23 protein-coding genes are annotated in these 26,220 nt (G+C 61.0%); 5 read left to right on the forward strand and 18 right to left on the reverse strand.

Translation table 11 applies throughout. The features are described from left to right. The first annotated feature begins 55 nt into the window (after positions 1 to 55). From HV822_RS08155 to HV822_RS08165, 3 genes are read left to right on the forward strand one after another with little or no spacing between them, the layout of a single operon-like run. Positions 56 to 442, forward strand: a complete 387-nt coding sequence (locus tag HV822_RS08155) for a response regulator (RefSeq protein WP_238873359.1) — start codon at positions 56 to 58, stop codon at positions 440 to 442. After that, the gene (locus HV822_RS08160) at positions 435 to 2,069 is read left to right on the forward strand and encodes a diguanylate cyclase (RefSeq protein WP_238873361.1); all 1,635 of its coding nucleotides are present in this window, start codon (positions 435 to 437) and stop codon (positions 2,067 to 2,069) included. Before HV822_RS08155 ends, HV822_RS08160 begins: the two co-directional genes overlap by 8 nt. Further along, entirely contained in the window at positions 2,066 to 3,190 is a 1,125-nt protein-coding gene (locus tag HV822_RS08165; RefSeq protein WP_238873363.1) for a response regulator, read from the forward strand. Before HV822_RS08160 ends, HV822_RS08165 begins: the two co-directional genes overlap by 4 nt. Here the strand turns inward: HV822_RS08165 and HV822_RS08170 are convergent. The 3 genes from HV822_RS08170 to HV822_RS08180 form a co-directional block, all read right to left on the reverse strand. Then, complete coding sequence (locus tag HV822_RS08170; protein WP_238873365.1) at positions 3,179 to 4,225, reverse strand: NAD(P)H-dependent flavin oxidoreductase; 1,047 nt, start codon at positions 4,223 to 4,225, stop codon at positions 3,179 to 3,181. The two genes, HV822_RS08165 and HV822_RS08170, sit on opposite strands and share 12 nt — an antisense overlap. Before the next feature lie 85 nt (positions 4,226 to 4,310). Further along, a complete protein-coding gene (locus tag HV822_RS08175) occupies positions 4,311 to 5,063 on the reverse strand; it encodes an amidohydrolase family protein (protein WP_238873367.1) in 753 nt (250 codons plus the stop codon). 43 nt (positions 5,064 to 5,106) lie between these two features. Beyond that, complete coding sequence (locus tag HV822_RS08180; RefSeq protein WP_238873368.1) at positions 5,107 to 5,703, reverse strand: TetR/AcrR family transcriptional regulator; 597 nt, start codon at positions 5,701 to 5,703, stop codon at positions 5,107 to 5,109. A 153-nt stretch (positions 5,704 to 5,856) separates the two neighbouring features. Between HV822_RS08180 and dkgB the strand changes: the two genes are divergently transcribed. Continuing rightward, complete coding sequence (dkgB, locus tag HV822_RS08185) at positions 5,857 to 6,678, forward strand: 2,5-didehydrogluconate reductase DkgB (RefSeq protein WP_238873369.1); 822 nt, start codon at positions 5,857 to 5,859, stop codon at positions 6,676 to 6,678. 24 nt (positions 6,679 to 6,702) lie between these two features. Here the strand turns inward: dkgB and HV822_RS08190 are convergent, their stop codons facing one another. The 15 genes from HV822_RS08190 to HV822_RS08260 form a co-directional block, all read right to left on the reverse strand. Further along, entirely contained in the window at positions 6,703 to 8,658 is a 1,956-nt protein-coding gene (locus HV822_RS08190; protein ID WP_238873370.1) for an acetoacetate--CoA ligase, read from the reverse strand. After that, positions 8,655 to 9,563, reverse strand: coding sequence for a hydroxymethylglutaryl-CoA lyase (locus HV822_RS08195; RefSeq protein WP_238873371.1), 909 nt, complete (start codon positions 9,561 to 9,563; stop codon positions 8,655 to 8,657). Before HV822_RS08195 ends, HV822_RS08190 begins: the two co-directional genes overlap by 4 nt. Then, on the reverse strand, positions 9,560 to 11,497 hold the full coding sequence (locus HV822_RS08200) for an acetyl-CoA carboxylase biotin carboxylase subunit (RefSeq protein WP_238873372.1): 1,938 nt from the start codon (positions 11,495 to 11,497) through the stop codon (positions 9,560 to 9,562). Before HV822_RS08200 ends, HV822_RS08195 begins: the two co-directional genes overlap by 4 nt. Beyond that, a complete protein-coding gene (locus tag HV822_RS08205) occupies positions 11,490 to 12,290 on the reverse strand; it encodes a gamma-carboxygeranoyl-CoA hydratase (RefSeq protein WP_238873373.1) in 801 nt (266 codons plus the stop codon). Before HV822_RS08205 ends, HV822_RS08200 begins: the two co-directional genes overlap by 8 nt. A gap of 278 nt (positions 12,291 to 12,568) precedes the next feature. Then, on the reverse strand, positions 12,569 to 14,176 hold the full coding sequence (locus HV822_RS08210; protein WP_238873375.1) for a carboxyl transferase domain-containing protein: 1,608 nt from the start codon (positions 14,174 to 14,176) through the stop codon (positions 12,569 to 12,571). A 180-nt stretch (positions 14,177 to 14,356) separates the two neighbouring features. Then, entirely contained in the window at positions 14,357 to 15,520 is a 1,164-nt protein-coding gene (locus HV822_RS08215; protein ID WP_238873377.1) for an isovaleryl-CoA dehydrogenase, read from the reverse strand. Between the two features lie 69 nt (positions 15,521 to 15,589). Next, a complete protein-coding gene (locus tag HV822_RS08220) occupies positions 15,590 to 16,030 on the reverse strand; it encodes an acetyltransferase (RefSeq protein WP_238873378.1) in 441 nt (146 codons plus the stop codon). 31 nt (positions 16,031 to 16,061) lie between these two features. After that, positions 16,062 to 16,439: a MerR family transcriptional regulator gene (locus HV822_RS08225; protein WP_233048600.1), complete on the reverse strand. Its 378-nt coding sequence runs from the start codon at positions 16,437 to 16,439 to the stop codon at positions 16,062 to 16,064. 434 nt (positions 16,440 to 16,873) lie between these two features. Further along, positions 16,874 to 17,797 carry a hypothetical protein gene (locus tag HV822_RS08230; RefSeq protein WP_238873380.1) on the reverse strand — a complete coding sequence of 308 codons (924 nt, stop codon included), beginning with the start codon at positions 17,795 to 17,797 and terminating at the stop codon, positions 16,874 to 16,876. A 49-nt stretch (positions 17,798 to 17,846) separates the two neighbouring features. Beyond that, the gene (locus HV822_RS08235) at positions 17,847 to 18,200 is read right to left on the reverse strand and encodes a hypothetical protein (protein ID WP_238873381.1); all 354 of its coding nucleotides are present in this window, start codon (positions 18,198 to 18,200) and stop codon (positions 17,847 to 17,849) included. A gap of 89 nt (positions 18,201 to 18,289) precedes the next feature. Beyond that, positions 18,290 to 18,772 (reverse strand): hypothetical protein, encoded by a 483-nt coding sequence (locus HV822_RS08240; RefSeq protein WP_238873383.1) that lies wholly within the window; start codon positions 18,770 to 18,772, stop codon positions 18,290 to 18,292. A gap of 72 nt (positions 18,773 to 18,844) precedes the next feature. After that, a complete protein-coding gene (locus HV822_RS08245; protein ID WP_238873384.1) occupies positions 18,845 to 20,143 on the reverse strand; it encodes a hypothetical protein in 1,299 nt (432 codons plus the stop codon). Positions 20,144 to 21,216: 1,073 nt separating this feature from the next. After that, positions 21,217 to 22,074, reverse strand: a complete 858-nt coding sequence (locus HV822_RS08250; RefSeq protein WP_238873385.1) for a DMT family transporter — start codon at positions 22,072 to 22,074, stop codon at positions 21,217 to 21,219. An 81-nt stretch (positions 22,075 to 22,155) separates the two neighbouring features. Next, a complete protein-coding gene (locus HV822_RS08255; RefSeq protein WP_160003172.1) occupies positions 22,156 to 22,305 on the reverse strand; it encodes a hypothetical protein in 150 nt (49 codons plus the stop codon). Positions 22,306 to 22,716: 411 nt separating this feature from the next. Continuing rightward, complete coding sequence (locus tag HV822_RS08260) at positions 22,717 to 24,069, reverse strand: amidohydrolase family protein (protein ID WP_238873386.1); 1,353 nt, start codon at positions 24,067 to 24,069, stop codon at positions 22,717 to 22,719. 1,105 nt (positions 24,070 to 25,174) lie between these two features. Here HV822_RS08260 and HV822_RS08265 point away from each other — a divergent pair. Next, entirely contained in the window at positions 25,175 to 26,188 is a 1,014-nt protein-coding gene (locus HV822_RS08265) for an isopenicillin N synthase family dioxygenase (protein ID WP_238873387.1), read from the forward strand. The last annotated feature ends 32 nt before the right edge of the window (positions 26,189 to 26,220 follow it).

A 26,220-nucleotide genomic window follows, 5' to 3' on the forward strand; every position in this document is an offset into this window, starting at 1 on the left:
GTTGCGTGAACCTGCGCGGCAAATAACCATCAATAGCTAACTGATAGGCAAGGCGATGACCGGACTAGAACGCATCATGCACATTGAAGACGACCCATCGATTCAGGAAGTCGCGCGAGTCGCGCTGGAAGTCGTTGGCGGCTTCAACGTACACAGCTGCGCGTCCGGCGCTGAAGGGGTTGATGACGCCGAGAGCTTCGCCCCGCAGCTGGTACTGCTGGATGTCATGATGCCGGGCATGGATGGCCCGCAAACCCTCGAAAAGCTTCGCCAGCTGCCGTGCATGGAGGGTGTGCCCGTGATCTTCATGACCGCCAAGGCGCAGCTCCAGGAAGTTGACGCCTACCGCGCTCTCGGCGCCGCCGGCGTTATCGTAAAACCCTTCGACCCTATGACCCTGCCCGACCAAATTCGTCAGATCTGGGAGCAGCAGAATGACTGATATCAACTCGCTGGGCCCGCAGCTGGCCGCACTGGAAATTCGCTTCCGACAACGATTGGACGAGGAGCTTGCCACCTTGGCCCAGTTGGCCGAGCGCTTCAACGAAGGCCCGGAGACGCTGCGCGAGCTGCGCGACCGGCTGCACAAGCTGGCCGGCTCCGCGGGTACCTTTGGCTATGCCGCGCTGGGCGCCCGTTGCCGCACACTGGAGGAGCAGGCCCAGAGCGAACTGGACAACAGCACCGCCAACCCGGAAGTGCTCGCCGCCCTGGCCTCCGCCACCAGTCAGTTACATACCCTGTTGCAGCGCAGCGACGCGCAGAGTACATCGCCACAACCACTGGACCCGCTCAGCAGCCTCGACAACGAACACCGACATATCGGCCTGCTGATCGAGGACCGCACTCTAGGCAAACAGATGGGGCAGACGCTAGACAGCTTCGGCTACCAGGTCAGCCTGTTCCGCACCGCCGACGAGGTGCGCACCAGCGGACAGCTGGATGCACTGATCATCGACACCAGCCCGCCCGGCAGCCGCCTGCTGCAGGAGCCCGTGTTCCAGCAGCCACCCGGCCAGTTACCACCGCTGCTGATCATCAGCTCGCAAGATACCTTTAGCAGCCGCCTGCAGGCGGTGCGCGCCGGTGCCATTGGCTTTTTCACCAAGCCGGTGGACCTGCCCCTGCTGGAGCGCCGGCTCGAACGCGGCTTCAGCAACCAGCAGGGCGGCCCTTTCCGGGTATTGATCGTCGATGACGACGCCGAGCTGATCGACCGCTATCAGCTGGTGCTGAGCAACGCCGGCATGCTGGTGGACAGCGTCGCTGATCCCAATAACCTGCTGGAGAAAATGCACAGCTTCATTCCCGAAGTGGTGCTGATGGATCTCAACATGCCCGAGTACAGCGGCCCCGAGCTGGCCCAGGTGATTCGCCTGGACGACGACTGGCTGCGGGTGCCCATTGTCTACCTGTCGGCCGAGACCAACGCCGACCGGCAGATGTCCGCACTGCTCAAGGCCGGTGACGACTTCATCACCAAACCGATCAGCGACAGCGCCCTGCTGACCACCGTTTATGCACGCGCCCAGCGTGCCCGCATGGTCAGCGACGCGCTGGCCCGCGACAGCCTGACCGGCCTGCTCAAGCACGCCGATATCAAGGAGCAACTGGAAGTCGAGGTCGAACGGGCCAGACGCTGCAAGACACCGGTCAGCGTGGTGATGATTGATATTGACCACTTCAAGAACGTCAACGATAACTACGGGCACGCCTGTGGCGACAACGTGATCCGCGCACTCTCCAACATGCTGCGCCAGCGCCTGCGCAAGATTGACCGTCTGGGCCGCTACGGTGGCGAGGAGTTTGTCGCCGTGCTGCCCGGCTGCAGCAGCGAAGACGCCTACCAACTGCTGGAAAACATCCGCGTCGCCTTCAATGCCCTGCAGTTCTCTGCCGACGGGCAGCAGTTCAATTGCAGCTTTAGCGCCGGCATCAGCGCCTGCGAAGCCGACAGCTGGGCCGACGAGGAACTGCTGGAACGCGCCGACCGCGCGCTCTACCGCGCCAAACAGGACGGTCGCAACCGCTTGTGTCTCGATGCCGCCGATAGCGGAGACGCTAGTTGAACGCGCTGATTGTCGAAGATGACCCCTGGATCGCCGAGCTGCTGCGCCTGATACTCATCGACCTGGACGCCAACTTCCAGATTGAGCACCTGAGCAGCGCGGTCGCCGCGCAGAATCACCTGCGTGGCAACAGCATCGACCTGCTGATCGCCGATCTGAACCTGCCCGACGGTAACGGGCTGGAGGTTGTGCGCACCGCTGCACGCCGCGCGCCAAGCAGCCTGCGTCTGCTGACAACTACCGATATCAGCCGCCAGGTGGTACTCGACGCGCGCGACGCCGGCATTACCGATTTCTTTGCCAAACCCTTCAAGGTCGACGCCCTGCGCGGCCGCCTGGCACAGCTGCTGCAACGTAGCCAGGCCAACGTCAGTGCCAGCGCCAACCTCGGCGACTTGCCCAGCTTTCTGCGCGCCCGCCTGGAGCAGCCCCTGCGGCTGGCGTGGAGTTCGCCCGCGCAGCAACAGCTCGCCGCCAGCAGTGCCAAAGAGCTCGACTTCGAGCGCTTCAGAGCTCTGGCTGAGGCCGAGCCGATGCTCACGTTGACCGCCCTGAACCGCGCCAACCGCCAGCTGGAGCGCGGGCGCGCAACCTGTCTCTGCCTGCAGACGGTCTGGGAGCGCCTGGGCCCGGCCGGTTGCCGCGAGCTGGTGGCGCGCATGGCACAAGCCCGGATTGCACTGGAGCACCCGCTGCTGCAACAGCGGGTCAGCGAGTTTGCCAGCCAGCAGCAGGCTCTGAGCGACGCGCTCGGACGCCAAAGCGTCGAGCAGACCATTCCTGTCGGTCCGCTGCGGGCGGCCATCAGCTGCAGCCGGCTGGGCGAGCTGGCGGTGATCAGCGCTGTTCAGCACTTTCTCAACTACGGTCAGCAGATCGATGAGAGCAGCCTGGATACGCTGATCAATCAGTACGCGGCAGACTTCGGCAACTGCATCAAAACCCAGCAACAGCTGCCCTTTTTGCTGCGCGAACTCACCGGCTCACTGTTCAAGCTGCCCCGAACCGGCCTGCGCAAAGACCGCATTCTGCTGCGCATTGCCGCCCTGGAAACCGGGTTTACGCCCGCAGATCCGGACCAACTGCGCCAGCTGCGCCGCCTGATCGGCCTACCTACCTGAGCAGGCGGACGACAGCTTGCGGGTCAGCTGCTCGGCACCAACCGCCTCACAGCCACGGGTGTTCTGCCCGGCCCACAGCGGCGAGAAGTCGCTGCTGCCAGCCTTTTCTGCCGCCCCACGCAGCGGCGCGATGGCCGTGCCGGCCAGCGGGAAGGGCGGCGGCAACTCACTCAGCGGCCCCAACTCGCGCATCACCCGATTGACGATGCCGCGCGCCGCGCCGCCGGAGAACAGATTGGTCAACGCCGTGTGCTGCGCCGCCTCGCTCTGCAGCGCAGCGCGGTGCAGCGCCGTGGTGGTCGCTTCAAAGCAAAGCAGGTAGGCGGTGCCAATCTGCACGCCGGCAGCGCCCAGCTGTAGGGCCGCCCGTACGCCGTCGGCGTCGGCGATGCCACCAGCAGCAATCACCGGGATATCCAGGGCGCCGACCAGCTGCGGCAGCAGCGCAAAGGTACCCATCTGCAGACTCAGATCGGTCGACAAAAAGTGTCCCCGGTGCCCGCCGGCTTCCAGCCCCTGCGCAATCACGGCGTCCGCGCCGTGGGCCTGCAGCCAGCGCCCTTCGGCCACGGTTGTGGCGCTGGACAGCACCTTACCGCCCCAGCCCTTGATGCGCTCTATCATCGCAGGCTCAGGCAGGCCGAAGTGAAAGCTCACCACCGGCGGGCGGTAGGCGCTGATCAGCTCCAGCGTGTCCGCGTCGAACGGCCGACGCCCCGCCCCCGGCTTGATCGTCTCGATATCCAGCCCCAGTTCGGCATAGTAGGGTGCCAGCGCGCTACGCCACTGCTGCTCGCGCTGCGCGTCCGGCGGTGGCGTCTGGTGGGCAAAGAAGTTCAGATTCCAGGGGCCGGCGGCCTCACGCTGAAGCGTCTGCAGCTCAGCCTCTAACGCCTCGGCGCTCAGCATCGCGCAGGGCAGCGAACCCAGTCCGCCAGCGCGGCATACCGCCAACGCCAGCGCGCTATTTTGCACACCGGCCATGGGTGCCTGAATCAACGGCAAGGTGCTGCCCAGCAGATCGGTCAATGTCATCCAACGTCTCCCATGCGTATTGGCTGTGCAGGGATACTAGACCGCCACAGGGCGCAAAACCAAGGCGCGTTCCTGTCGCGCCGGTTCAGAGTCCGAATACCCGCTGGGCATTGCCCGCCAGAAACAGCCCCTGCGCCTGGTCGTCCAGCCCTAGGTTCTCAAGGCCTTCCAGCGCCTTGGCAGGTGGGATCATCGGGTAGTTGGTGCCAAAAAGCACCTTGCTGCGGCCGTGCGCGCGCATGAACTCGATCAGCTGCGCTGGGTAGCGCCGCACCGTGTAGGCAGAGGTGTCGATAAACAGGTTTTCATGCTTGGTGGCCACCGCGATAGCTTCATCGGTCCAGGGATAGCCAATGTGGCCGGCAACAATTTTCAGCTCCGGAAAATCGAGCGCTACCTGATCCAGATAGATCGGCCGGCCAACCTCCGATGGCATCAATGGCCCCGTATGACCGATCTGCGTGCAGAACGGAATGCCCAGTTCACAGCAGGCCACATAGACCGGATAGAAGCGACGGTCCGTCGGCGGCGCCTCCCACAACCAGGGCAACACGCGGATCGCCTTGAAGCCCAACTCCTGCACGCAGCGGCGCACCTCGCGCACCGCCTCCATCGGCCGGCTGATATCCACCGAACCAACGCCAATCAACCGCTCTGGCGCCTGGGCTACAAACTCGGCTACCTCATCGTTGGAAATCATCACGTTACGCGGCGCGTACCAAGCGCTGATCAGGGCCTGGTCAACCTGTCCGGCCTGCATTGCATCCAGGGTGGCAGACAAGGGGATCGCCTCCTCGGGGATGCTCCGGCGGGTCCAGCGGCGCAGGGACTCGAACATCGGGTCCTGCGAGTGACGCAGGGTGGGGTGTTACGCCCAGGCATCAATGATCATCAGCGTTCTCCTCGATAGACGGCAGCAGGGCCCGACACGCGCAGGCAATCAGCTCCGCTGCATAGGTATGCGGCGGCTGGGCAGTACGCCCGGACAGCCAACCACGACAAAATATTTGCGCCGGCCCGATCAACTGGCTGAACAACACTGGCGCCGGCAGCGCTAGCAGTGTGCCCGCGCTGCTATGCCGCGCTTGCCAGGCGGCCAGGGCATCAGCCAGCGCGGCATTTTCCTGGGCCTGCCGATCGCGAATAGCCTCAAGCCACTCGCCACGCAACTGGTTGAACAGAAAAGACGCTTGTAGCCGCTCGTTTACTACCCAGTCCAGATGCGCGCTGATCAGCGCCGCTATACCGGCCCGCGCCGAATCCGCCCCGCCCAGCGCCTGCAACAGCGCAGCGTGGTAATCGGCAATGGCATTCAGATACAGCTCACCGGCTAGCGCTTCCTTGGACGCAAAACAGTGAAAGAAACTACCGTTCGATACCCCCGCCTGCTGGCGAATCGCGGCCACGGTGGCCTGCTCATAGCCCCGCTCGACGATGATCTCTAGACCCGCCACCAACAACTGATCACGCGCGCTCATGTGTCTTCCTTTCACCAACTAGAGCAACACTCTAGATCATTACTCCAGCCCAGGTAAAGCACTGATAAGGAGGTGCCCGCGCTTCCCCAAGGAACATGACCACGCCAGCAGGGGTCACACCACTATCCCTTCAACGCGCAACCGGAGACTCGCATGCACACGACAAACGACGACACGCCAATCCCCGCGATGGGCCTGGGCACCTTCCGTCTCAAGGGTGAAGACGCCTACAACGCGGTGCGCACAGCTCTCAAGCTCGGTTATCGCCATATCGATACCGCGCAGATCTACGGCAACGAGCAGGATGTGGGCCGCGCCATCGCCGACAGCGGGGTGCCGCGCGAGGAGCTGTTTGTCACCACCAAGATCTGGACCGATCACTTTGCCGAGGGCAAGCTGATCCCCAGTCTGCGCGAGAGTCTGGACAAGCTGCAGCTGGAGCAAGTAGACCTGACCCTGATTCACTGGCCTTCGCCCGGTGGCGACGTGCCGATGCAGGTGTATCTGGGGCAACTGATGGACGCGCGCGAGCAGGGCCTGACGCGGCTGACCGGGGTGTCCAACTTCACCATCGACTTGCTCAACGAGGCCTTTGAACTGGTCGGGCCGGACAATATCGCGACCAATCAGGTGGAGATTCACCCCTTCCTGCAGAACCGCAAACTGGTGGAATTTGCCCGTGAAGAGAACCTGCACCTGACCGCCTACATGCCGCTGGCGGTCGGCAAGGTCATGCAGGATGAGACCTTGGACCGCATCGCCGAAGAGCACGGCGCTACGCCGCCGCAGGTCGCCATGGCCTGGCTGATGCAGCAGGGCATCGCGGTGATCCCCTCATCCACCAAGCGTCTGCATCTGGAGAGCAACCTGGCAGCCGACCGCGTGCGCCTGAGCGCCGACGACCTCAACTTTATCGAGCGGCTGGACGCCGGCGGGCGTATCGCCAACCCCGACTTTGCGCCGGAGTGGGATTAAGGAAGCACTGATCAAAATACCCCGCTAATCCGCCAACGCCGGCAGATCGCGAAACAACGCCAACGCCTCTGGATTGGCCAGGGCGTCGGTGTTTTTCACCGGCAAGCCGTGCACCACGTTGCGCACCGCCAGTTCAACGATCTTGCCGCTGCGGGTGCGCGGAATATCGCTGACCGCGACGATCTTCGCCGGCACGTGGCGCGGGGTGGTGTTGGCGCGGATGACCTGCCGAATCTCGGCTTCCAGTGCCGCATCCAGCGTCACACCGTCGCGCAGGCGCACGAACAGCACCACCCGCACATCACCCTGCCACTGCTGGCCGATGGCGAGCGACTCCAGCACCGCTTCGACCTTTTCCACCTGCCGGTAGATTTCCGCGGTGCCGATGCGCACCCCGCCGGGGTTGAGCACCGCGTCCGAGCGGCCGTGGATGATCAGCCCGCCGTGCGGCGTCTCTTCGGCGTAATCGCCGTGCGCCCAGACGCCGGGGAAGCGTTCGAAGTAGGCGGCGTTGAAGCGGCTTCCGTCTTCGTCCTTCCAGAAGCCCAAGGGCATGGACGGGAAAGGTGTGCTACAGACCAGTTCGCCCTTGCCTTCGCTGAGCCGCTGGCCGTCGTCATCCCACACCTCGACCGCCATGCCGAGCCCCTTGCACTGCAGCTCGCCACGCCAGACCGGCGCAGTCGGATTGCCGAGGGCAAAGCAGGAGACGATGTCGGTGCCGCCGGAGATCGACGACAGGCACAGGTCCGGTTTGAAGCAGCGGTAGACGTAATCGAAGCCTTCGTGCGCCAGCGGTGAGCCGGTCGACAGCACCGCCTTCAGGCGGCTCAGCTGGTGGCTGCGATTCGGCTCGACCCCGGCCTTTTCCAGCGCGGCCAGATACTTGGCGCTGGTGCCGAAGATACTAATCTCTTCTTCATCAATCAGGTCGATCAGCCGCTCGGCAGAGGGCTCAAACGGTGAGCCATCGTAGAGCACCAGCGTTGCACCCAGCGCCAGCCCGGAGACCAGCCAGTTCCACATCATCCAGCCGCAGGTGGTGAAGTAGAACAGCACGTCTTCGCTGCCCAGGTCGGTGTGCAGGCCGTGTTCCTTGAGGTGCTGCAGCAGGGTGCCACCGGCACCGTGGACGATGCACTTGGGCACCCCGGTGGTGCCGCTGGAATACAGGATATAGAGCGGCTGGGCAAAGGGCAGGGCGGTAAACGCCGGACTGCCCGCCGGCTGGCTGACGTGGTCCCAGTGAACAGTGGATACCAGCGACGCAAACTCGGCCAGACAGGGCTGCACGCCGCCGTAAGGCACCATGATCAGCTGCTGCAGGCCGCTCAATTGCGGCAAAATTTCCGCCAGTTTGCTGCTCATGTCCAGTTGCTTGCCGGCATAGCGATAGCCGCTGCAGGCGATCAACACCCGCGGTTCGATCTGGCCGAAGCGGTCGACCACGCCCTGCACGCCAAAGTCCGGCGAGCAGGAGGACCAGACCGCACCAATGCTCGCCGCCGCAAGCATGCCGACCACGGTTTGCCAGGTATTGGGCATCAGCGCCGCAACGCGATCACCCGGCTGCACACCGAGCGCCAGCAGATGCTGCTGCAGCCCGGCCACCCGCGCGGCCAGCTCGGCGTAGCTGAGCTGTTCACGCTGGCCGTCTTCGCTGATCGCAATCAGCGCCAGATGATCGTCGCGGCGGCGCAGCAGGTGGGCGGCAAAATTCAGCTCGGCGCCGGCAAACCACTGCGCGCCGGGCATGGCATCCGGGTTATCCAGCACCCGCTTGGGCGGCGTGCTGAAGTCCACCGCAAAGAAGTCGGCCACCGCCTGCCAGAAGTCCGCAACCGCGCTGACGCTCCACGCATGCAGCGCGGCGTAATCGCCTAGCGCCAGCGCGTGGCGTTGATTGATAAAGCGCCGGAAGGCATCCATCCGGCTGGCCGCAACCCGCTCCGGGCTCGGCCGCCACAAGGGTTCGCTCATGCCTGCTCCCGCGCCAGCAAGGCCCGCGCCACGCGTGAGCCGTTGGTTTTACCCAGCACGTTGCAGATGTGCTGCCCGGCCTGCACCAGCGCGGCCATGTCCACACCCGTCTCGATGCCCAGCCCGTTGAGCAGGTAGAGCACGTCTTCGCTGGCGACATTGCCGGTTGCCCCCTTGGCATACGGGCAACCGCCGAGCCCGGCGACCGAGCTGTCGAATACCGCCACGCCTTCCAGCAGGCTGGCGTGAATGTTCGCCAGCGCCTGCCCGTAGGTATCGTGGAAGTGCCCGGCCAGCAGGCTGCGGTCGATATCACGACCAACCACCTCGATCAGCCGCCGGGTATCGCCCGCAGTACCAACGCCGATGGTATCGCCAAGCGAGACCTCGTAGCAGCCGCTGTCGAGCAGCTCACGGGCAATCGCCGCCACCTGCTCCGGCGCCACGTCACCATCAATCGGGCAGCCAAGCACGCAGGAGATATAGCCACGCACCCGCACGCCATGCTCCTTGGCCGCCGCCATGATCGGCTCAAAGCGCTGCAGGCTCTCGGCAATCGAGCAGTTGATGTTCTTCTGGGAAAACCCCTCGCTGGCGGCCGCAAACACCGCCACTTCCTTCACGCCGGCTTCCAGCGCGCCGTCAAAGCCCTTGAGGTTCGGCGCCAGCGCCGCGTAGGTCACGCCGGGCTTTTGCTGAATTGCGGCAAACACCTCGGCAGAGCCGGCCATTTGCGGCACCCACTTGGGCGAAACGAAGCTGCCGACTTCGATATAGCTCAGCCCGGCAGTGCTCAGGTCATCGACCAGACGCACCTTGTCGGCGACGCTGATCGGTTGTTTCTCGTTTTGCAGGCCATCACGCGGGCCGACTTCGACCAGGCGCACCTGTTGCGGCATGCTCATGCCGTTGCCTCCTCAGCAAGCGGTTGCAGCGCCACCAGCACCCGGCCTTCGTCAACCAGATCACCCTCGGCGCAGTGAACGGCCGTGACCTCACCAGCCTCGGCAGCGCGGATACTGTGCTCCATTTTCATCGCCTCGACCACCACCAGCAGCTCGCCGGCGGCCACCTGCTGGCCCGGTTCAACCAGCACCCGCACCACGCTGCCGTTCATCGGCGCGCTCAAACCGCCGTGGCCGTGTTGCCGGGCTTCCACCTCGCTGATCGGGTTAACCTGCGTGACTCGCTGCAGCTGCCCGTTCCATTCGACAAACAGCCACTGCCCACGGCGTTGCACGCCATAACGGCGGCCATCCACCAACAGCTGATCGCCCTGCAGGCTGACGCCCGCAGCGGGCAGGGCACGCGCCTCGGCCTCGCCACAGCGCAGATGCAGGCGCTGCTCGCCGGCCAGCCCCAGGCGCAGGCCGGAAGCAGTAGTCCAGGGGCTGTGCGGGTCATCAGCGCGCGTGGCAGCGGGCTGGGTCAGCAGCCAGGCGCGGGCGGCCAGCGCCCAGAAGGCGTCGGGCAGCGGGGCCGGGGCAGGCAGCAGCGCGTCGGTATGACGGGCGATAAAGCCGGTATCCAGCTCGGCAGCAGCAAAGGCCGGATGCGCCAGCACCCGGCGCAGGAACGCGAGGTTACTGTGCACCCCGCCCAGCTGCTGCTCGGCCAGCATCGCCAGCAGACGGCGGCGGGCGGTTTCCCGGTCTTCGCCCCAGGCAATCAGCTTGCTCAGCATCGGATCGTAAAACGGCGAGACGCGGTCACCCTCGACCACCCCGCTGTCGACCCGCCGACCCGCGCCCGCAGCCGGCTCGCGGTACAGCGTCAACTCGCCGCTGGCGGGCATAAAGTCCTGCTCCGGGTCTTCGGCATACAGCCGCACTTCAATCGCGTGGCCGCGCAGCACGATCTGCTCTTGTGTGAGCGGCAGCGGCTGGCCTTGAGCGACACGCAGCTGCCAGGCCACCAGATCCTGCCCGGTGATCAGCTCGGTCACCGGATGCTCGACCTGCAGGCGGGTGTTCATCTCCATAAAAAAGAACTCGCCGCGGGCGTCGAGCAGAAACTCCACGGTGCCGGCGCCCACGTAGCCAATGGCGCGCGCGGCGGTTACCGCGGCCTCGCCCATGGCCCGGCGCAGCTCGGGCGACAGGCCCGGTGCCGGCGCTTCTTCCACCACCTTCTGGTGACGGCGCTGGATCGAGCAGTCGCGCTCGGCCAGATACACCGCGTTGCCGTGCTGGTCGGCAAACACCTGAATCTCGACGTGGCGCGGCTGCAGCACGTATTTCTCCACCAGCATACGCGCATCGCCAAAGGCCGCCTGTGCTTCACGCTGGGCAGAGGACAGCGCCTCGCTCAGCTCCGCTTCCGTTTCGACCACCTTCATGCCCTTGCCGCCGCCGCCAGCCGCGGCCTTGAGCAGCACCGGGTAGCCAATCTTCGCGGCCTCAAGGCGGAAGGTCTCCAGCGCCTGATCGGCGCCGTGATAACCCGGCACCAGCGGCACCCCGGCGGCGTCCATCAACGCCTTGGCCGCCGACTTGCTGCCCATGGCATCAATCGCGCTGGCCGGCGGGCCGACAAAGATCAGCCCGGCGGCAGCCACCGCGCGGGCAAAGTCGGCATTCTCGGAGAGAAAGCCGTAACCCGGGTGAATGGCATTGGCGCCGGCGGCCTTGGCCGCGGCGATGATCGCCTCGACCTTGAGGTAACTGTCACTCGGCCGCGCGCCGCCGAGGTTGACCGCCTGATCGGCGCTGCGCACATGCAAGGCGTCGCGGTCGGTATCACTGTGCACCGCCACGGTAGCGATACCCAGCTCGCGCGCGGTGCGCATGATGCGGCAGGCAATTTCGCCGCGGTTGGCAATCAGCAGGGACTCAATCATGGTTCGCGCACCAGTCGGGTTGGCGTTTTTCCAGGAAGGCCGACAGGCCCTCCTGACCTTCGGGGCTGATCCGCACCCGGGCAATCGCCGCCTCGGTGTAGCGGCGCAGCGGGGTACTCATTTCACCCAGCCCGACTTCCTGCAACAGCGCCTTGGTTGCGCTCATCGCCAGCGGGCCGTTCTGCAGCAGGTTACCGATCCACTGCGCCAGCGCCGTATCCAGCTCAGCCGCCGGATAACACTCGGCCAGCAGCCCCAGCTCGCGGGCGCGCAGGCCGTCAAAGCGCTCGGCGGTCAGTGCGTAGCGGCGGGTAGCGCGGGCACCGATGGCCTGGGTGACATAGGGGCTGATCACCGCCGGCAGCAGACCGATGCGCACCTCCGACAGACTGAACAGCGCGTCCTCCGCGCCAATCGCCATGTCGCAGCAACTGATCAGCCCCAGCGCGCCACCAAAGGCCGCGCCCTGCACCACCGCCAGCGTCGGCACCTTGAGCTGCGCCAATGAGGCCATCAACTGCGCCAACTCGCGGGCGTCGTCCAGATTGGCGTTGTAATCCAGCGCCGCGCAGTCGCGCATCCAGGCCAGATCCGCCCCGGCCGAAAAGTGCTTGCCACGCCCCCGCAGCAGCATAAAGCGCACCGCCGGGTTAGCCGCCACCGCATCCAGCGCGTCCAGCAACTCGCGGATCATCTGGGCGTTGAAGGCGTTATTCTTTTCCGGCCGGTTTAGCCATAGGGTGGCTACGCCTTTTTCGGTGAATTCGAGTTCTAGGGTCTGGTAGTTGTTCATTTTGTTCTTCTCGATTAGAGCCTGGTTTCACACGGCGGCTTGTTTCTGTGCGGCGGCCGGGCTGGAGGCTGAAGGCTAGAGGCTGGAAGTATCGGGGGCGAGGTAAGTGGCTGGTTTTCGCGGCTTGGTTTTGCGTCGCTGATTCTTGCACTCAACCTTTCACTCACACAGAGATAAGTCTTCCAGCCTCTAGCCTTCAGCCTCCAGCCCGGCGCAGTCCGGCGCAGTCCGGCCCGGCCCGGCCCAAAGGGCCGTCCGGCGGCGCGCTCCGCGCGCCGCTACATCCGAAACACCCCAAACCGCGTCGCCTCAATCGGTGCGTTGAGGGCCGCCGATATCGCCAACCCCAGCACATCCCTCGTCTGCGCCGGGTCGATCACGCCGTCATCCCACAGGCGGGCGCTGGCGTAGTAGGGGTGGCCCTGGCGTTCGTACTGATCGAGGATCGGGCGGCGCAGGGCCTCGGCCTGCTCGGCGCTGAACTGCTCGCCGCTGCGCTCGGCCTGCTCCTGCTTGACCTGTACCAGCACGCCCGCGGCCTGTTCGGCGCCCATCACCGAGATGCGCGCATTCGGCCACATCCACAAAAAACGCGGATCGTAGGCGCGGCCGCACATGCCGTAGTTACCGGCGCCAAAACTGCCGCCGATGATCACCGTGAACTTGGGCACCCTCGCGCAGGCCACCGCGGTCACCAGCTTGGCGCCGTGCTTGGCGATGCCGCCTTCTTCGTACTTCTTGCCGACCATAAAGCCGGTGATGTTCTGCAGGAACAGCAGCGGAACGCCGCGCTGGCAGGCCAGTTCGATAAAGTGCGCGCCCTTCTGCGCGGCCTCGGAAAACAGGATGCCGTTGTTGGCCAGAATCGCCACCGGATAGCCGTGCAAATGCGCAAAACCGCAGACCAGCGTGGTGCCGAACAGCGCCTTGAACTCATCGAGCGCGCTGTCGTCGACCAGCCGCGCAATCACCTCGCGCACGTCGAACGGCTGCTTGCTGTCGGCCGGAATCACCCCGTACAACTCTTCCACCGGGTAGCGCGGCGGCAGCACCGCGCGGCTGTTCAGCCCACCCTGCTTGCGCCAGTTCAGATTGGCGATACAGCGGCGGGCCAGAGCCAGGGCGTGTTCGTCATTCTCGGCGTAATGGTCGGCCACACCCGAGGTGCGGCAGTGCACATCCGCGCCGCCCAGCGCCTCGGCGCTGACCACCTCGCCAGTCGCCGCCTTCACCAGCGGCGGCCCGGCGAGGAAGATAGTCGCCTGCTCACGCACCATGATGGTCTCATCGGCCATCGCCGGCACATAGGCGCCACCGGCAGTGCACGAGCCCATCACCACAGCAATCTGCGGAATGCCCGCCGCGCTCATATTGGCCTGATTGAAGAAGATCCGCCCGAAGTGCTCACGGTCCGGGAATACCTCGTCCTGCCGTGGCAGGTTGGCGCCGCCCGAATCGACCAGATAGACGCAGGGCAGGCGGTTCTCGCGGGCGATGGTCTGCGCCCGCAGGTGCTTCTTCACGCTCAGCGGATAGTAGGAACCGCCCTTCACCGTGGCGTCATTGGCGATGATCATGCACTCAACGCCCTCGATCCGGCCGATACCGGCGATCACCCCGGCGGCCGGCACCGACTCGCCATAGACCTCATGGGCGGCCAGCTGGCCAATTTCCAGAAACGCCGAACCCGGATCGAGCAGCGCATCCACGCGCTGACGCGGCAACAACTTACCCCGCGCCAGATGCCGCGCATTCGCCGCCTCACCACCGCCTTGCGCAATGCCTGCCAGCAGGCTTTGCAGCTCGCTGACCAGGGAGCGCATGGCGTCGGTGTTGGCCTGAAACTCGGTGGAGGTCGGGGTGATTTGGGTTTGTAGGATGCTCATTGCACCGCTCCCCGGCTGAAAGCTGAAGGCTGGAGGCTGGAAGGGCAGGTCCGCAGGCGTAACGAGCGTTGCAGGTTAGACGTGTCCACAGCAACGATTGGGTTGCGCAACCAGGCGCCGGCCTCTAACCCCCACGCCGTGGCTGGACTTCCAGCCTCCAGCCTCCAGCTTCCAGCTGCTTCAACGCGTCTCATTAAAAAGCTCCCGTCCAATCAACATCCGCCGAATCTCGCTGGTGCCGGCGCCAATCTCGTACAGCTTGGCGTCGCGCAGCAGGCGGCCGGTGGGGTAGTCGTTGATGTAGCCGTTGCCGCCGAGAATCTGAATCGCATCCAGCGCCATCTGCGTTGCACGCTCGGCGGTGTAGAGAATCACCCCGGCGGCGTCCTTGCGGGTGGTCTCGCCGCGGTCGCAGGCCTGTGCCACTGTGTAGAGATAGGCGCGGCTGGCGTTCAGCTGGGTATACATGTCGGCGACCTTGCCTTGGATCAGCTGGAACTCACCGATGCTCTGGCCGAACTGCTGACGGTCGTGGATATAGGGCACCACCACGTCCATGCAGCTCTGCATGATCCCGGTCGGGCCGCCGGAGAGCACCACGCGCTCATAATCCAGGCCGCTCATCAGCACCTTCACGCCGCCGTTGTACTGGCCGAGGATGTTCTCCACCGGCACCTCGACGTTGTCGAACACCAACTCGCAGGTATTCGAGCCGCGCATGCCCAGCTTGTCCAGCTTGGGGCTGCGGGAGAAACCGGCCCAATCGCGCTCGACGATAAAGGCGGTGATGCCGTGGGGGCCTTTCTCCGGCTCGGTCTTGGCGTAAATGACGTAAACGTGCGCGTCCGGGCCGTTAGTGATCCACATCTTGCTGCCATTGAGCACGAAGTGGTCACCCTTGTGCTCCGCCCGCAGCTTCATGCTGACCACATCGGAACCGGCGTTCGGCTCACTCATCGCCAGCGCCCCGATGTGCTCGCCGCTGATCAGCTTGGGCAGGTATTTCGCCTTCTGCTCCGGCGTGCCGTTGCGGTTGATCTGGTTCACGCACAGGTTGGAATGCGCCCCGTAGGACAGCCCCACCGACGCCGACCCGCGGCTGATCTCCTCCATCGCCACCACATGGGCCAGATACCCCAGCCCAGAGCCGCCGTACTCCTCAGGCACGGTAATGCCCAGCAGCCCCATGTCACCAAAACGCCGCCACATCTCCAGCGGAAACTGGTTCTCCCGGTCGATCTCCGCCGCCCGCGGCGCCAGCTCGGCATCAACCAGATTGCGGGTCTGCTCGCGCAGCATGTCGATGGTCTCGCCCAGACCGAAGTTCAGCGATGGGTAATGCATGGGTTCACCTGTGTTTATTGTTGTTGGTGCGTCAGTGTTGTCTTTCAGGGCAGGCCACGCCCGCGATGGTCAGCGCCCAGGCAGCTCCATATGCAGCAGCGGATAGGGCTTGCCCTGCCCATCGACCGGTGAGCGGCTGACCACCGCAAAGCCAAGGTGCTGATAAAAGCCCACCGCCTGCGCGTTCTGCTCGTTCACATCCACCTTGGTGGCACCCTGATGTTCAATGGCATACGCGGTCAAACGCGCGCCCACGCCTTGCCCACGGGCCTCGGGGGCAATAAACAGCATCTCGATATTGCCGTCGCTGACGCCGCAAAAGCCCAGCAACTCGCCATCGCTGCCCTTGGCGGCACGCAGATCCACAGCAGCAAAATACTGCTCCAGAATCAGCGGCTTCAGCTCCAGCAGGTCAGCCTCGGCCAGAAAGTCATGGGTAGCGCGCACCGACGCCTCCCAGATGGTCAGGAGCTGCGGATACTGCGATTGATCGACGGTTTCTATATGCATGATTCACTCAAAAAGGGGGGTACGGTTGGCGTTAATTCGTTTGCTCCAGCGCCGTTCGACAGCGCTCCTCCGCGGTATCCAGCTCAATCTGCATCTGCTCGATATCCAGCAACTGCTGCGCCAGCTGCGCACGGCGCTGGGTAATCTTGTCCAGGAAGGTTTCCAGCTGCTTGCGATTGCCGTGGCCGGGGTCATACAGCTCAATCAGCTCGCGACACTCCGCCAGCGAAAAGCCGATGCGCTTGCCACGCAAAATCAGCTTGAGAATCACCTTATCCCGAGGACTGTAAACCCGCTCCTGCCCGCGACGCTCGGGGCAGAGCATGTTCTGCTCCTCATAAAAACGAATCGCCCGCGTGGTGATATCCAGCTCACGGGCAAGGTCGGAAATGCTGTAGGTCTGGGTCATGGAGCGGCAGCTTGGGTTGCTTTACGTTAACGTAAAGGTAAGCTGGTGGGCGCTGGTGCGTCAAGCTGCAAGCTGCAAGCTGCAAGCTGCAAGCTGCAAGCTGCAAGCTGCAAGCTGCAAGTGATCAGCTTTATCTGCGGGCGAGAGAGTCAATATCTGGATTGCAACGAATACTGCCCCACTCACATCTACAAATAGAGGAGGACGAGACAGCCGCGATGTCGGACGCGGCGCTCAAGGGAAAGGTGACAAAAGGCTCAGTGCCAATCACCGAGTATGCAGTTTTTCGTGACCACCGAACGGGGCCGACATCAAGTAAGTTTGGAAACTGCGTAACGCCTTTGTAACCGGACCGGATTGCGGAGCGGCTTTTGTGTTATAAGCGCAGCGAACACAAAAACCGCGGAGCAATTTGGTTCCGGTTGACAAACTTGTTACGTGTTGAGCAGATAATTGTACTGCGCTGGCAGCAACGCGAACTCGCCCCACGCGAGATCTTCGATACAAAGGCCGATACCATTCTCCGCAATTTTTCCATACATTATAACGATGCGGCCAGTAGTCTGATCATTGATTCCTTTCCTCTGCGATATCTCTTCGTTAGCCTTCAAGTAGAAATCGTGAACCTCGCGGTTGCAATCTAATTCCGTCATCCTGATATTGTGGGGCTTAGGATTCTTGGCAGTACAGAAAGAACGTTTTACCCAGCCATAATATAGACGATCGCTCTCATCTTCTTCAGTCACATCTTTTACGTGATGCAGAAGGTCGATTAGACGAACTGCATTCCTACGGCCGGGAAGATGATAGTACTTGTAAAGGTTTTCGTCGAAGTTGCGGCATATGCCGGCTACCGTTGATATCTTACTTGGCAGTATGAAAGACTCGCCCTTATGCCTTCCAATGGGCACCTCCGAAGCTGGCCCGTTTTCATCTTCTACAGGAGTCTCATCATATGCCCCGGCCGGATCTTCGGGTCTCTCGGGCTTCTCCTGCAAAAATCCCGAAATGATGACGAGGTTCTCGTCGTCAATAGCTTTCTGAGCCTCTTCATAGGTATCGTACCGCTTACCCTCTGCTCTCTTAGTCCTAAGGTCGCATTTAACCTCTCGATATTTCCTTACGTGCGCAAAATATGCGTCTCGGCCGTTGGAAAAATGGTCCTTCTCTTTCGGTACTCGAATCAAGTTTGTGAAGCAAGCTGGACAGAAAATATTACCTTCCATATCTGCTGTGTAGTCGGATGGGATGACCTTGTCAGCTTGCGCTTTGAGCAGCGCCTGACTGCCCTCTTCGTACGACCAGCCATCCAGTTTATAAGCAAACTTGATTCGCTGGTTTGGCTCGTCATTTGCCATAACTTATCCCTCAAGACTTTCCACGTAACGCCCAAAGCAACGGCGCGCGTTAGCGCGTCCAGCCCGCAGGGCGTTGTTGCCTTTGTTTGTTATGTGTTTTGCGCCACAAAGTACCTAGCAAACTAAATACAATAGCGATAACGCAGGTCGTAAATAGCGGAATTATTTGAAATACTGCAATCATTGGCCCGACTGCCCCCCAGCTAGCAAATGAAACTAGGACAAAGAGAATTAAGCCAAATAGAAGACCAAGACAATACTCTATTGTGGGCACAACTTTTAAAAACATAATTATTGCTGTGGGCAAACCTGCAACTAGCGAAACCCAGTAGATACCAATAGGAAGTAGAGAAGGAATAAACCCCGCTATAAATATAATCAGGCCTCCCAGTATTATTCCCATCTTTTACTCCAGTAACACATAACGTAGAGCTTTGCGAAAACTTTTGTAACCGCGAAGCAGTGGAAAATTTTTCTGGCAACAGCGACTTTTTATGAGTTGACCTTAATAGCCTCAAAGATCTTGATGTACATGGGCTTATTTTCACCGTAGTCCTTACGATCCGTTACCACTGTGATGCTGACGAAAGCCGCTCCAACTTCGACCGCTGCTACCACGTAGTAGGTTGGGGCAGACTCGCCCAGCCATACGCCTTCATACTCGCGTAACACCCCTGACTCAATTGAACGGACCGCAGTTTGGGGAGTATAGAAATCCTGTACGGAACTGAATCTGTATTCGGCGAACTCCTCCAAGCTTCCACCATTCTTGCTGTACGCGGTGGCCGTAATAGAAACACTGCCATCGGGGCTAGAAATTGAAAGGTAGTCAGAGTTGGCATTTTGCTGCCAGTCTGCAGGCGCCTGCACCTCAAATACGTCACCAGCAGACGAATAGTACTTCATCTCTACTTCAGCACCTGCCACAGATGAGGCTCCTACCAACCCCAAAATAAAAGCTTTGAATGTTTTCATGCTGATTTACTCATAACGCCAGGCTCTGGGCTGCATGGAGCGCAGCGTAATGCAGTCCCTAGCAGCCGTTTGTTAGGCATGTTCCTCTCCCATACCAAGTCCTCTTAGTATCTCCCAAACTGGAAGAAATACACGTAATGCCTTGTACGAAAATCTTGGCAAGTCGTCGCAGCAATAGATTTCATCCCATTTAACTTCAAAAATATAATCGAGATACCTAGAATAAACCTGTCTTAGTAAACCGGTCTGATATATATCCAAATTATGAGTAAAAACAGAGTTAATCATGCTTGTTTTAACTCCATACCAATCTGGAAGTGAAATCTCAGAGCGTACGCCTAAGCCATCAGTACTGCGAAAGCATTTATCAAACTCTTCTTTTACTATTCGGATTGCTAGTCCATGAAAATTGGACTCCATAGACTCAAGCCAATACTCTCTTTCTGATTCGTCTATCTGATCATAAATTGCCTGTATCTCAGAGACTCTCCCTTCTTTTGTGTCACCATAAACTTCATCATCAAGCGAAGAGCTTCTAAAAGAAGCAAAAGGGTTTAGAACAACAGCATATATCACATTGGGATTTGGAAATTGTTGCCCAATTTCTCCCCATTGCTGCGTGGCATAGACAATCGAGTGCAGCCCCTCAGCTTCCAGTCTATGAGAAATGGAGTTCGATATTGTATTTAATGCAGCCTTGCTCCAATCTGGTATCTTTTGGTCGTTATTTTTATCAGTATCTATCCAGCCTTCAATCTCTGGAAACTCTACTGCAACGGTATACATCGACCTGTCATCTAGTAGATTATTCTCAAACCACTGGTAATAAGACTCATCTGGATAATAGATGGTCAGTCTTATTTCTCCATTATCATCAGAGGGAATGAGCGCGGCTGAAGATTTGTTGTTTCCAAGTATTTCTTGCACAAATGCATCTCGAACTGTTCGCGTCGCCATAGGAGCTATTAAAATGCTATTTATCGCTCTCTCTGTTAATCCTGGGTAAATAGAACAAAAATGATTTGCGTATGCCAAAAGCTCTGTATATGCCTGTCTCTCGGTCTGTTTCGACTTCTTAAGCTCAATTATCGTTAAACCGATACATTCGGAATTACCAAACAAGTCAATACGTGTGGTTGAATCACCAGATTTTTCTAATCGAAGCTCTCTTGCAGAGAGAGTTAATGACTCAAGGCCATCAACCACCTCATTTATCTTTCTCTCGACAATTTGCTGAAAAAGAATACTTATTGGAGGGAATCCTTCACCATTCCACTCAATTGGATCACGTCGGCCATGAATCAAATCAGACAATGAGTCTTTATGATTATCAAATAAGTAGTCCCTGAAATCATTCTCGCTTAGCTGCATTTCTATATCCGTACTAGTTCGATGTTACTTTGCCTAACGCAAAGCTCAGCCGAGCGCTTTAGCGCATCGGCTGTAGCGTATTGTTAGGAGTGGTTATTTTCGCCAATGTCCCATTACCCACTCCCATTGACGATGATTATAGTCCCAGCGCCAGTGCGCTCTTACCCACTCGGTTTTGCCAATGGGCTTAGGAGTCTTAATGTTCTGGGGTCTGTCCGGTGGCTTTGGCGGTCTTGGTGGCCGTGGCGGTTTAATTCTTCGCATAACGTATCTCCTTTCTACGGGTGTAGTCGGGACAACGACTGCAGACCTCCATTGTTCCCCATTAAAAGCACATTAGCCGAGCTGGCTAAATATGTAGATCTCCTAACAGTGATTAGATCGCACTAACTTTAATACGCGGCATAACGCCGGATGAGGCGATCTAATATTTTCTTATATTTCAATGGATTAGCGGCCATCGCGCACGAGTGCTGAACGTTAAACCGCACGAGGCTTAACGCTCCACTGATCGACGGCAGTGGCTTGCACGCAGGTGAGGGTGCTGTCGGGTATTCGAGATGAAGTGTGTCGAGTCTATGTAGCATCCATGCCTCCTGACGGGGCCGCGAGAAGTGCGGTGATTTGATAGTGCTACTACACGCGTCGTTTGCCAACCCTGAATTAGGCTAAAGATTAGGTGAAGTAGCGCGGCCTTGGCGCGCAAATACGGACGTGGCGAATGCACGGACCCAAGTCCCGTTTACGCGGGCGAGTAGCGCAGATTTATCGGGAAAAAGAAGCGTAGGGTGTCTGAGGAGCGAAGCGACGAGTTTTCGCGTGGCCGGCGAGGCTTCCCCGATAAATCGAGCAACGCAGCGAACCCGAAGGGCCGCGTAGTCGGGTGCCCGGGGGGATCGCCAAGGGGGGCCGGGCAAGCGGCCCCCTTTGGCTCGCCGGGAAGGCGAAAGGCGGGTTATCAGACAGCGCCGAAGTGACCGGCATGACCGCCAAACCCCATAGATCCTCGCCTTCGCGAGGGTGGCGTGATGATAGGGTCCACGATTCAGGGCTATCCGAGCGCAGGTTTCGGGTTAAGCCCGTTGCCGAAACACCAACACCAACCCCAGCACAATCGCCCCCATCCCCAACAAACTCAACGCCGCCATGCGGTTGCCGAGGAACAGGAAATCCAGCAACGCCGTACAACCGGGCATCAGGTAGAACAGACTGGTCACGTTGACCAAGTTGCCCATCCGAATCAGCCGGTACAGCAGCAAGGTCGCTCCGACCGAGATCAGCACACCCATGTACAGCAGCGGCACGACAAAGCCGACGGTCCATTCCACCTCAAACGGCTGAAAGGGTACGACCACCGCGCACATCAGCAGGCCGATGGCGTATTGCAGCGGCAGCACGTCCATGGGTGATTGCTGAATACCCTTCTGGAAGATCGAACCCAGGGTGATGCACAGCAGCGCTGCCAACGACAGGCCGATGCCCAGCAGCGAGAAACGCGCCGCCAGCAGGCTGTCGAGCACCACCAGCGTCAGGCCGCCGAGCGCCAGCAGCAAACCCAATACCCGCAACAGGTTGGCGCGGCGTTCAACCAGCATCAGGGTGAGGATTGGCTGCACGCCCAGTACCGTCGCCAGCACCCCGGGCGTGAGCCCGGCGTCCAGCGAGAGCAGGTAGAAGATGGTGTAGCCGCCGGTCAGCAGTACCCCGACCAGGGCTACCTGCTTGCGGGTACCGCGCGCTGGCAACCAGCGCCGCCGGGTGAGCGCCAGCAGCCCGAGGGCGGCGCAGGCCAGTACAAAGCGCAGCAGCAGAAATGCAAAGGCCGAGGCGTGTTCCAGCCCCCATTTGGAGAAGATCGCGCCCGCGCTCCACAGCAATACGAACAGCGCAGTCGGGCCGATGGCGGCCCAGTTCAAACGTTGAATAACCATATGTCACCTGTCAGGACACAGGTTCGCCCCACGGCAATACGCCAGTCAGGGAGAACAGAAATCAGAAAAGGGGTAGCGAGATCAGTGCGCCGGTGGCGGTGAAGCCACTGCAGCCACGATGGCTACGCCGGGAGGGGTGACCGGCAGGCAGGCCACGGCAGCCTGCACACGCGCAACCACACCGGCAAGCGCGGGGCGGTTTACAACAGCGGTGGTCTGGGCAGTGGACATGCGGTCACTCTGGACAGGTAAAAACGAAAACGTCGTCGTTTGACGACTCAAGGAGACTAGCACTGGCTTGATGCCTGGGCAAGCTGCAGGGCTGGGCCGCACTTGCGCTGAAGGCGTCCGGCGGGGTGGTTTGGTGCGCCTGGATCCCCCGCCTGCGCGGGGGATGACGGTAAGAGGGCGCGGGAGGATGACGGCATGGAGGGCTGGGCAATCAGCCCCCTCGGCTCGCCGTGAAAGGCGAAAGGCGAGCTAGAACGCGGCGTAGTGAGCGACCCAACGGTGCACTGATGGAGGCGACACGGCCACGGCACGCTGTGGCCCTACGAAAGCCGAGACGCCGAAAGGCATGAACACAGACCTTGATGAAGCACGGCGACCCGCTGGCCGAGTTGGAACCCGGCCGTCCCGGAATCAACTACGAATCAGCTGCGCTACCGACTCCTGCACCCGCGCCGTCAGCTCGGCCTCATCCAAGCCGCAGATGTCGCCGTTGTTCACTGCCGGGCGGCCCTGGATAAAGCTGTACTTCACGCTGGCCGGCTCACCGCACATCAAGGGTGCGATGAGGGGGCTGTGCACGCCGGCAAAGCGGGGCTGGTTGATGTCGAACAGCACCAGGTCGGCGGCCATGCCCACGGTGATCTCGCCCACATCGTGCAGGCCCAGCAGCTTGGCGCCGTTGCGGCTACCCCAGCCGAGCACCTGTTCCAGCGTGGTGGCGTCCGGGCCGTGCACAGCGCGGTGGATCAGCCAGGCGAGGTTCAGCTCCTGCAGCATGGAGCCGGACTCGGCAGAGGCGGAGCCGTCCACACCCAGGGTGATCGCCATACCTGCCTGCTCCATCTTGATGGCCGGGGCAATGCCGCTGCCCAGACGGCAGTTGGATGTGGGGCAGTGCGCGATGCCGGTGCCGGTAGTGGCGAGGCGGTCGATGATGTAGTCGTCGCAATGCACCAGATGGGCAAACCACACATCGTCGCCCAGCCAGCCGCACTCACCGGCGTAATCCACCGCGCGTTTGCCGTACTTTTTCAGCGAGGCAACTTCATCAAAGTCCACTTCCAGCAGGTGCGAGTGCATGCCCAGCGTGAACTCGCGGGCGTAGGCGGCCTGTTCGCGCAGGCCGTCCGGGTCGCTGGAGTGAATCAGGCTGGTTGGCGCTACTACCAGCTTGCGCATGGCGTCGCCGCCGTCCTGGTGATAGCGCACGCGGCTGGCGTCCAGCCGCGCGATGATCTGCTCGATGCTTTCCGGGGAGATGCCGTGCTCAATCATGCCGTGATGGCTGCCCACCGAGGTGGCACTGCCGCGGCACAGCACCAGACGCATGCCCAGCTCGTCGGCGGCGCGCCAGACGGCATCTTCCAGTTCAGGGCTGGTGGTGGCGTGATAGAGGTAATGATGATCTGCGCAGGTGGTGCCACCAGAGCGCAGCAGCTCGTACAAGCCCAGCCGCGCAGCGTGGTACATCAGCTCCGGCGTGACCTTGGGCCAGTAACGGTAGGGCACCGAGCCCAGCCAATCGTTGAGGTTCTGGTTCAGGCCTTCTGGCACGCCCTTCATGATGGATTGGGCCAGGTGATGGTGGGTGTTCACCAAGCCGGGCCAGACCACGCAGCCGCGCGCGTCGATCAGGGTTTCACCTGCGGCCAGCGCCAGATCGCAACCCAGCTCGGTAATCTTGCCATCGCTGATGCGGATATCCGTCGCGTTAGCGGCGGTGGGGGAAAAAACAGCTTGTGCGTTCTTGATCAGGTAAGTCACGGAGGTACTGCTCCTCTGTTGCTGCCAAAGAGCAATGTCCCGGAGTGAGGGAATCACTGATCAATTCCGCATGCCCCTGACCGCTTCTACTCTGTCGCCTGGTATTGAAATGACCGCAGCGTGCGGCCCTAGGGAAGCACTGATTAATTCCACACGCGCTCTGCGAGAGCTCAAGCGGGCAGATGCAAGGCGCGATGTGCAGCCAATAGTGGTTCTATTGGCAAGCAGCGCAACGCAGCAGATGCATGCTTGAGCGCTCGCCCTACGGGGCGTACAGGCTGGGCTGCACTCTGCGTTGTGATTTCTCGACAGGTCCAGACATGCCTTCGAAACCACGCCTTGATTGCAGCCCAGCCGAATGCGGCCCAGCCTGAACGCCAGAGGGCATGCGGAATTAATCAGTGCTTCCCTGGAGTAACAAGTGCAATTTTTTGACCAACCTTTCAGCCGCGCTACAGCCGCCGTTTCATCGGGTATCCGCCGTAAAAAGCGGGCGCAGGGTGAGCAAAACCAGTGCAAGTGGTCAGCTTTTGCGCGATCACGGTGCAATCTAAGCGCTCAAAACCAAACTGTCGATTTGCGAAAGGCCACGCCAGCCGGCGCGTTCGTCGGATTTGCCCGAGTTGGCGCAATTACTGCTTGAGTATTTGTGCCTGAGGCTTAGGGAAGCGCTGATCAATTCCACACGCCCTCTGCGAGTGCTCAAGCATGTAGCTGCAAGGCGTGCTGTGCAGCCAATAGTGGTTCTATTGGCAAGCAGCGCAACACAGCAGATGCATGCTTGAGCGCTCGCCCTACGGGGCGTACAGGCTGGACCGCACTCTGCGTTGTAATTTCTCGACAGGTCCCGACATGCCTTCGAAACCACGCCTTGATTGCGGCCCAACCTGAATGCCAGAGGGCATGCGGAATTAATCGGTGCTTCCCTTATCCTCGGCAACGTGAGTAGAAGCTGTCAGGGGGCAACACCCCAGGTCATTGCTCAGTTAGCGGACAATGCGCATAGCGCGGTGACGCGGACTGACAGGCCACAGCCTCCTTCCACCTCCCGCCCGCGTCATTCTCCGCCCCATTTGCTCCCAACGGGACTACTCGGAGATTCACCATGACAACCGCAACAACCCCTGAATACGGCCTGAAAGAACTGCAGCTGGAAACCACCTTCGGCGGCATGGGCAAGGAAACTGCCCGCGATATTCCGCTGATCGACCTGACCGATTTCGAAGCCCGCCGCAGCGAGATCACCGAGCAGTTGTGGAACGCCGCCACCGAGGTTGGCTTCTTTCAGCTGGTCAATCACGGTCTGGACGTGAAGCTGGTGCAGCGCGCCTTCGACCTGTCTGAAGCCTTCTTCGCCCTGCCAAACGAAGAGAAAGCGCGCTTTGCGCTGAAAAAGGGCCTGAACAGCGGTTGGGAGTTTATGTCGCAGGTGCGCCCGTCCACCCGCACGGCCGATCAGAAAGAATCCTTCCAGATCACCCTGCCGCACATGGATGACCTGTGGCCCAACCAAACCGTGGTGCCGGAATTCCACCGCATCCTGCTGGACTTTGAATACCGCGCCTGGCAGCTGGGCATGCAGGTGCTGTCCTGCTTTGCCGAGCGCCTCGGGTTTGCACGCGACTTTTTCACCAAGGCGCATGACCGCCGCCAGCCTGACTATCAAAGCACCCTGCGCCTGCTGCATTACCTGGCCATGCCGGAAGATGATCAGGACGAAAGCCTGTGGCGCGCCGGTGCACACACCGACTTTGACTGCCTGACCATGGTGTTCCAGAAGGAGGGTCAGGGCGGCCTGCAGGTCAGCCCGGGCAAAGACGCCGAAGGCGCCGGTGACAACCGCGAGTGGAGCAGCGTGATTCCGCGTGACGACATCATCACCTGCAACATCGGTGACATGCTGATGCGCTGGAGCGACGACCAGCTCAAGTCCACCCTGCACCGCGTACGCATGCCGAGGCCCGGCGAGTACCGCGGCCCGCGCTACAGCATGGCGTTCTTCTGCCAGGCCAATAAAGACGTGATGATCGAGAGCCCCGCCGGCAAGTACCCGCCGATTTCAGCAGCCGATTATCTGCTGCAACGCATTCAGGCCAACTTTGCGGAAGCCAAGAAGTAACCCGCAGCGCTAGACACCCGGCCAGCGCGCCG

The organism is Halopseudomonas maritima, assembly GCF_021545785.1.
Lineage (GTDB): Bacteria > Pseudomonadota > Gammaproteobacteria > Pseudomonadales > Pseudomonadaceae > Halopseudomonas > Halopseudomonas maritima.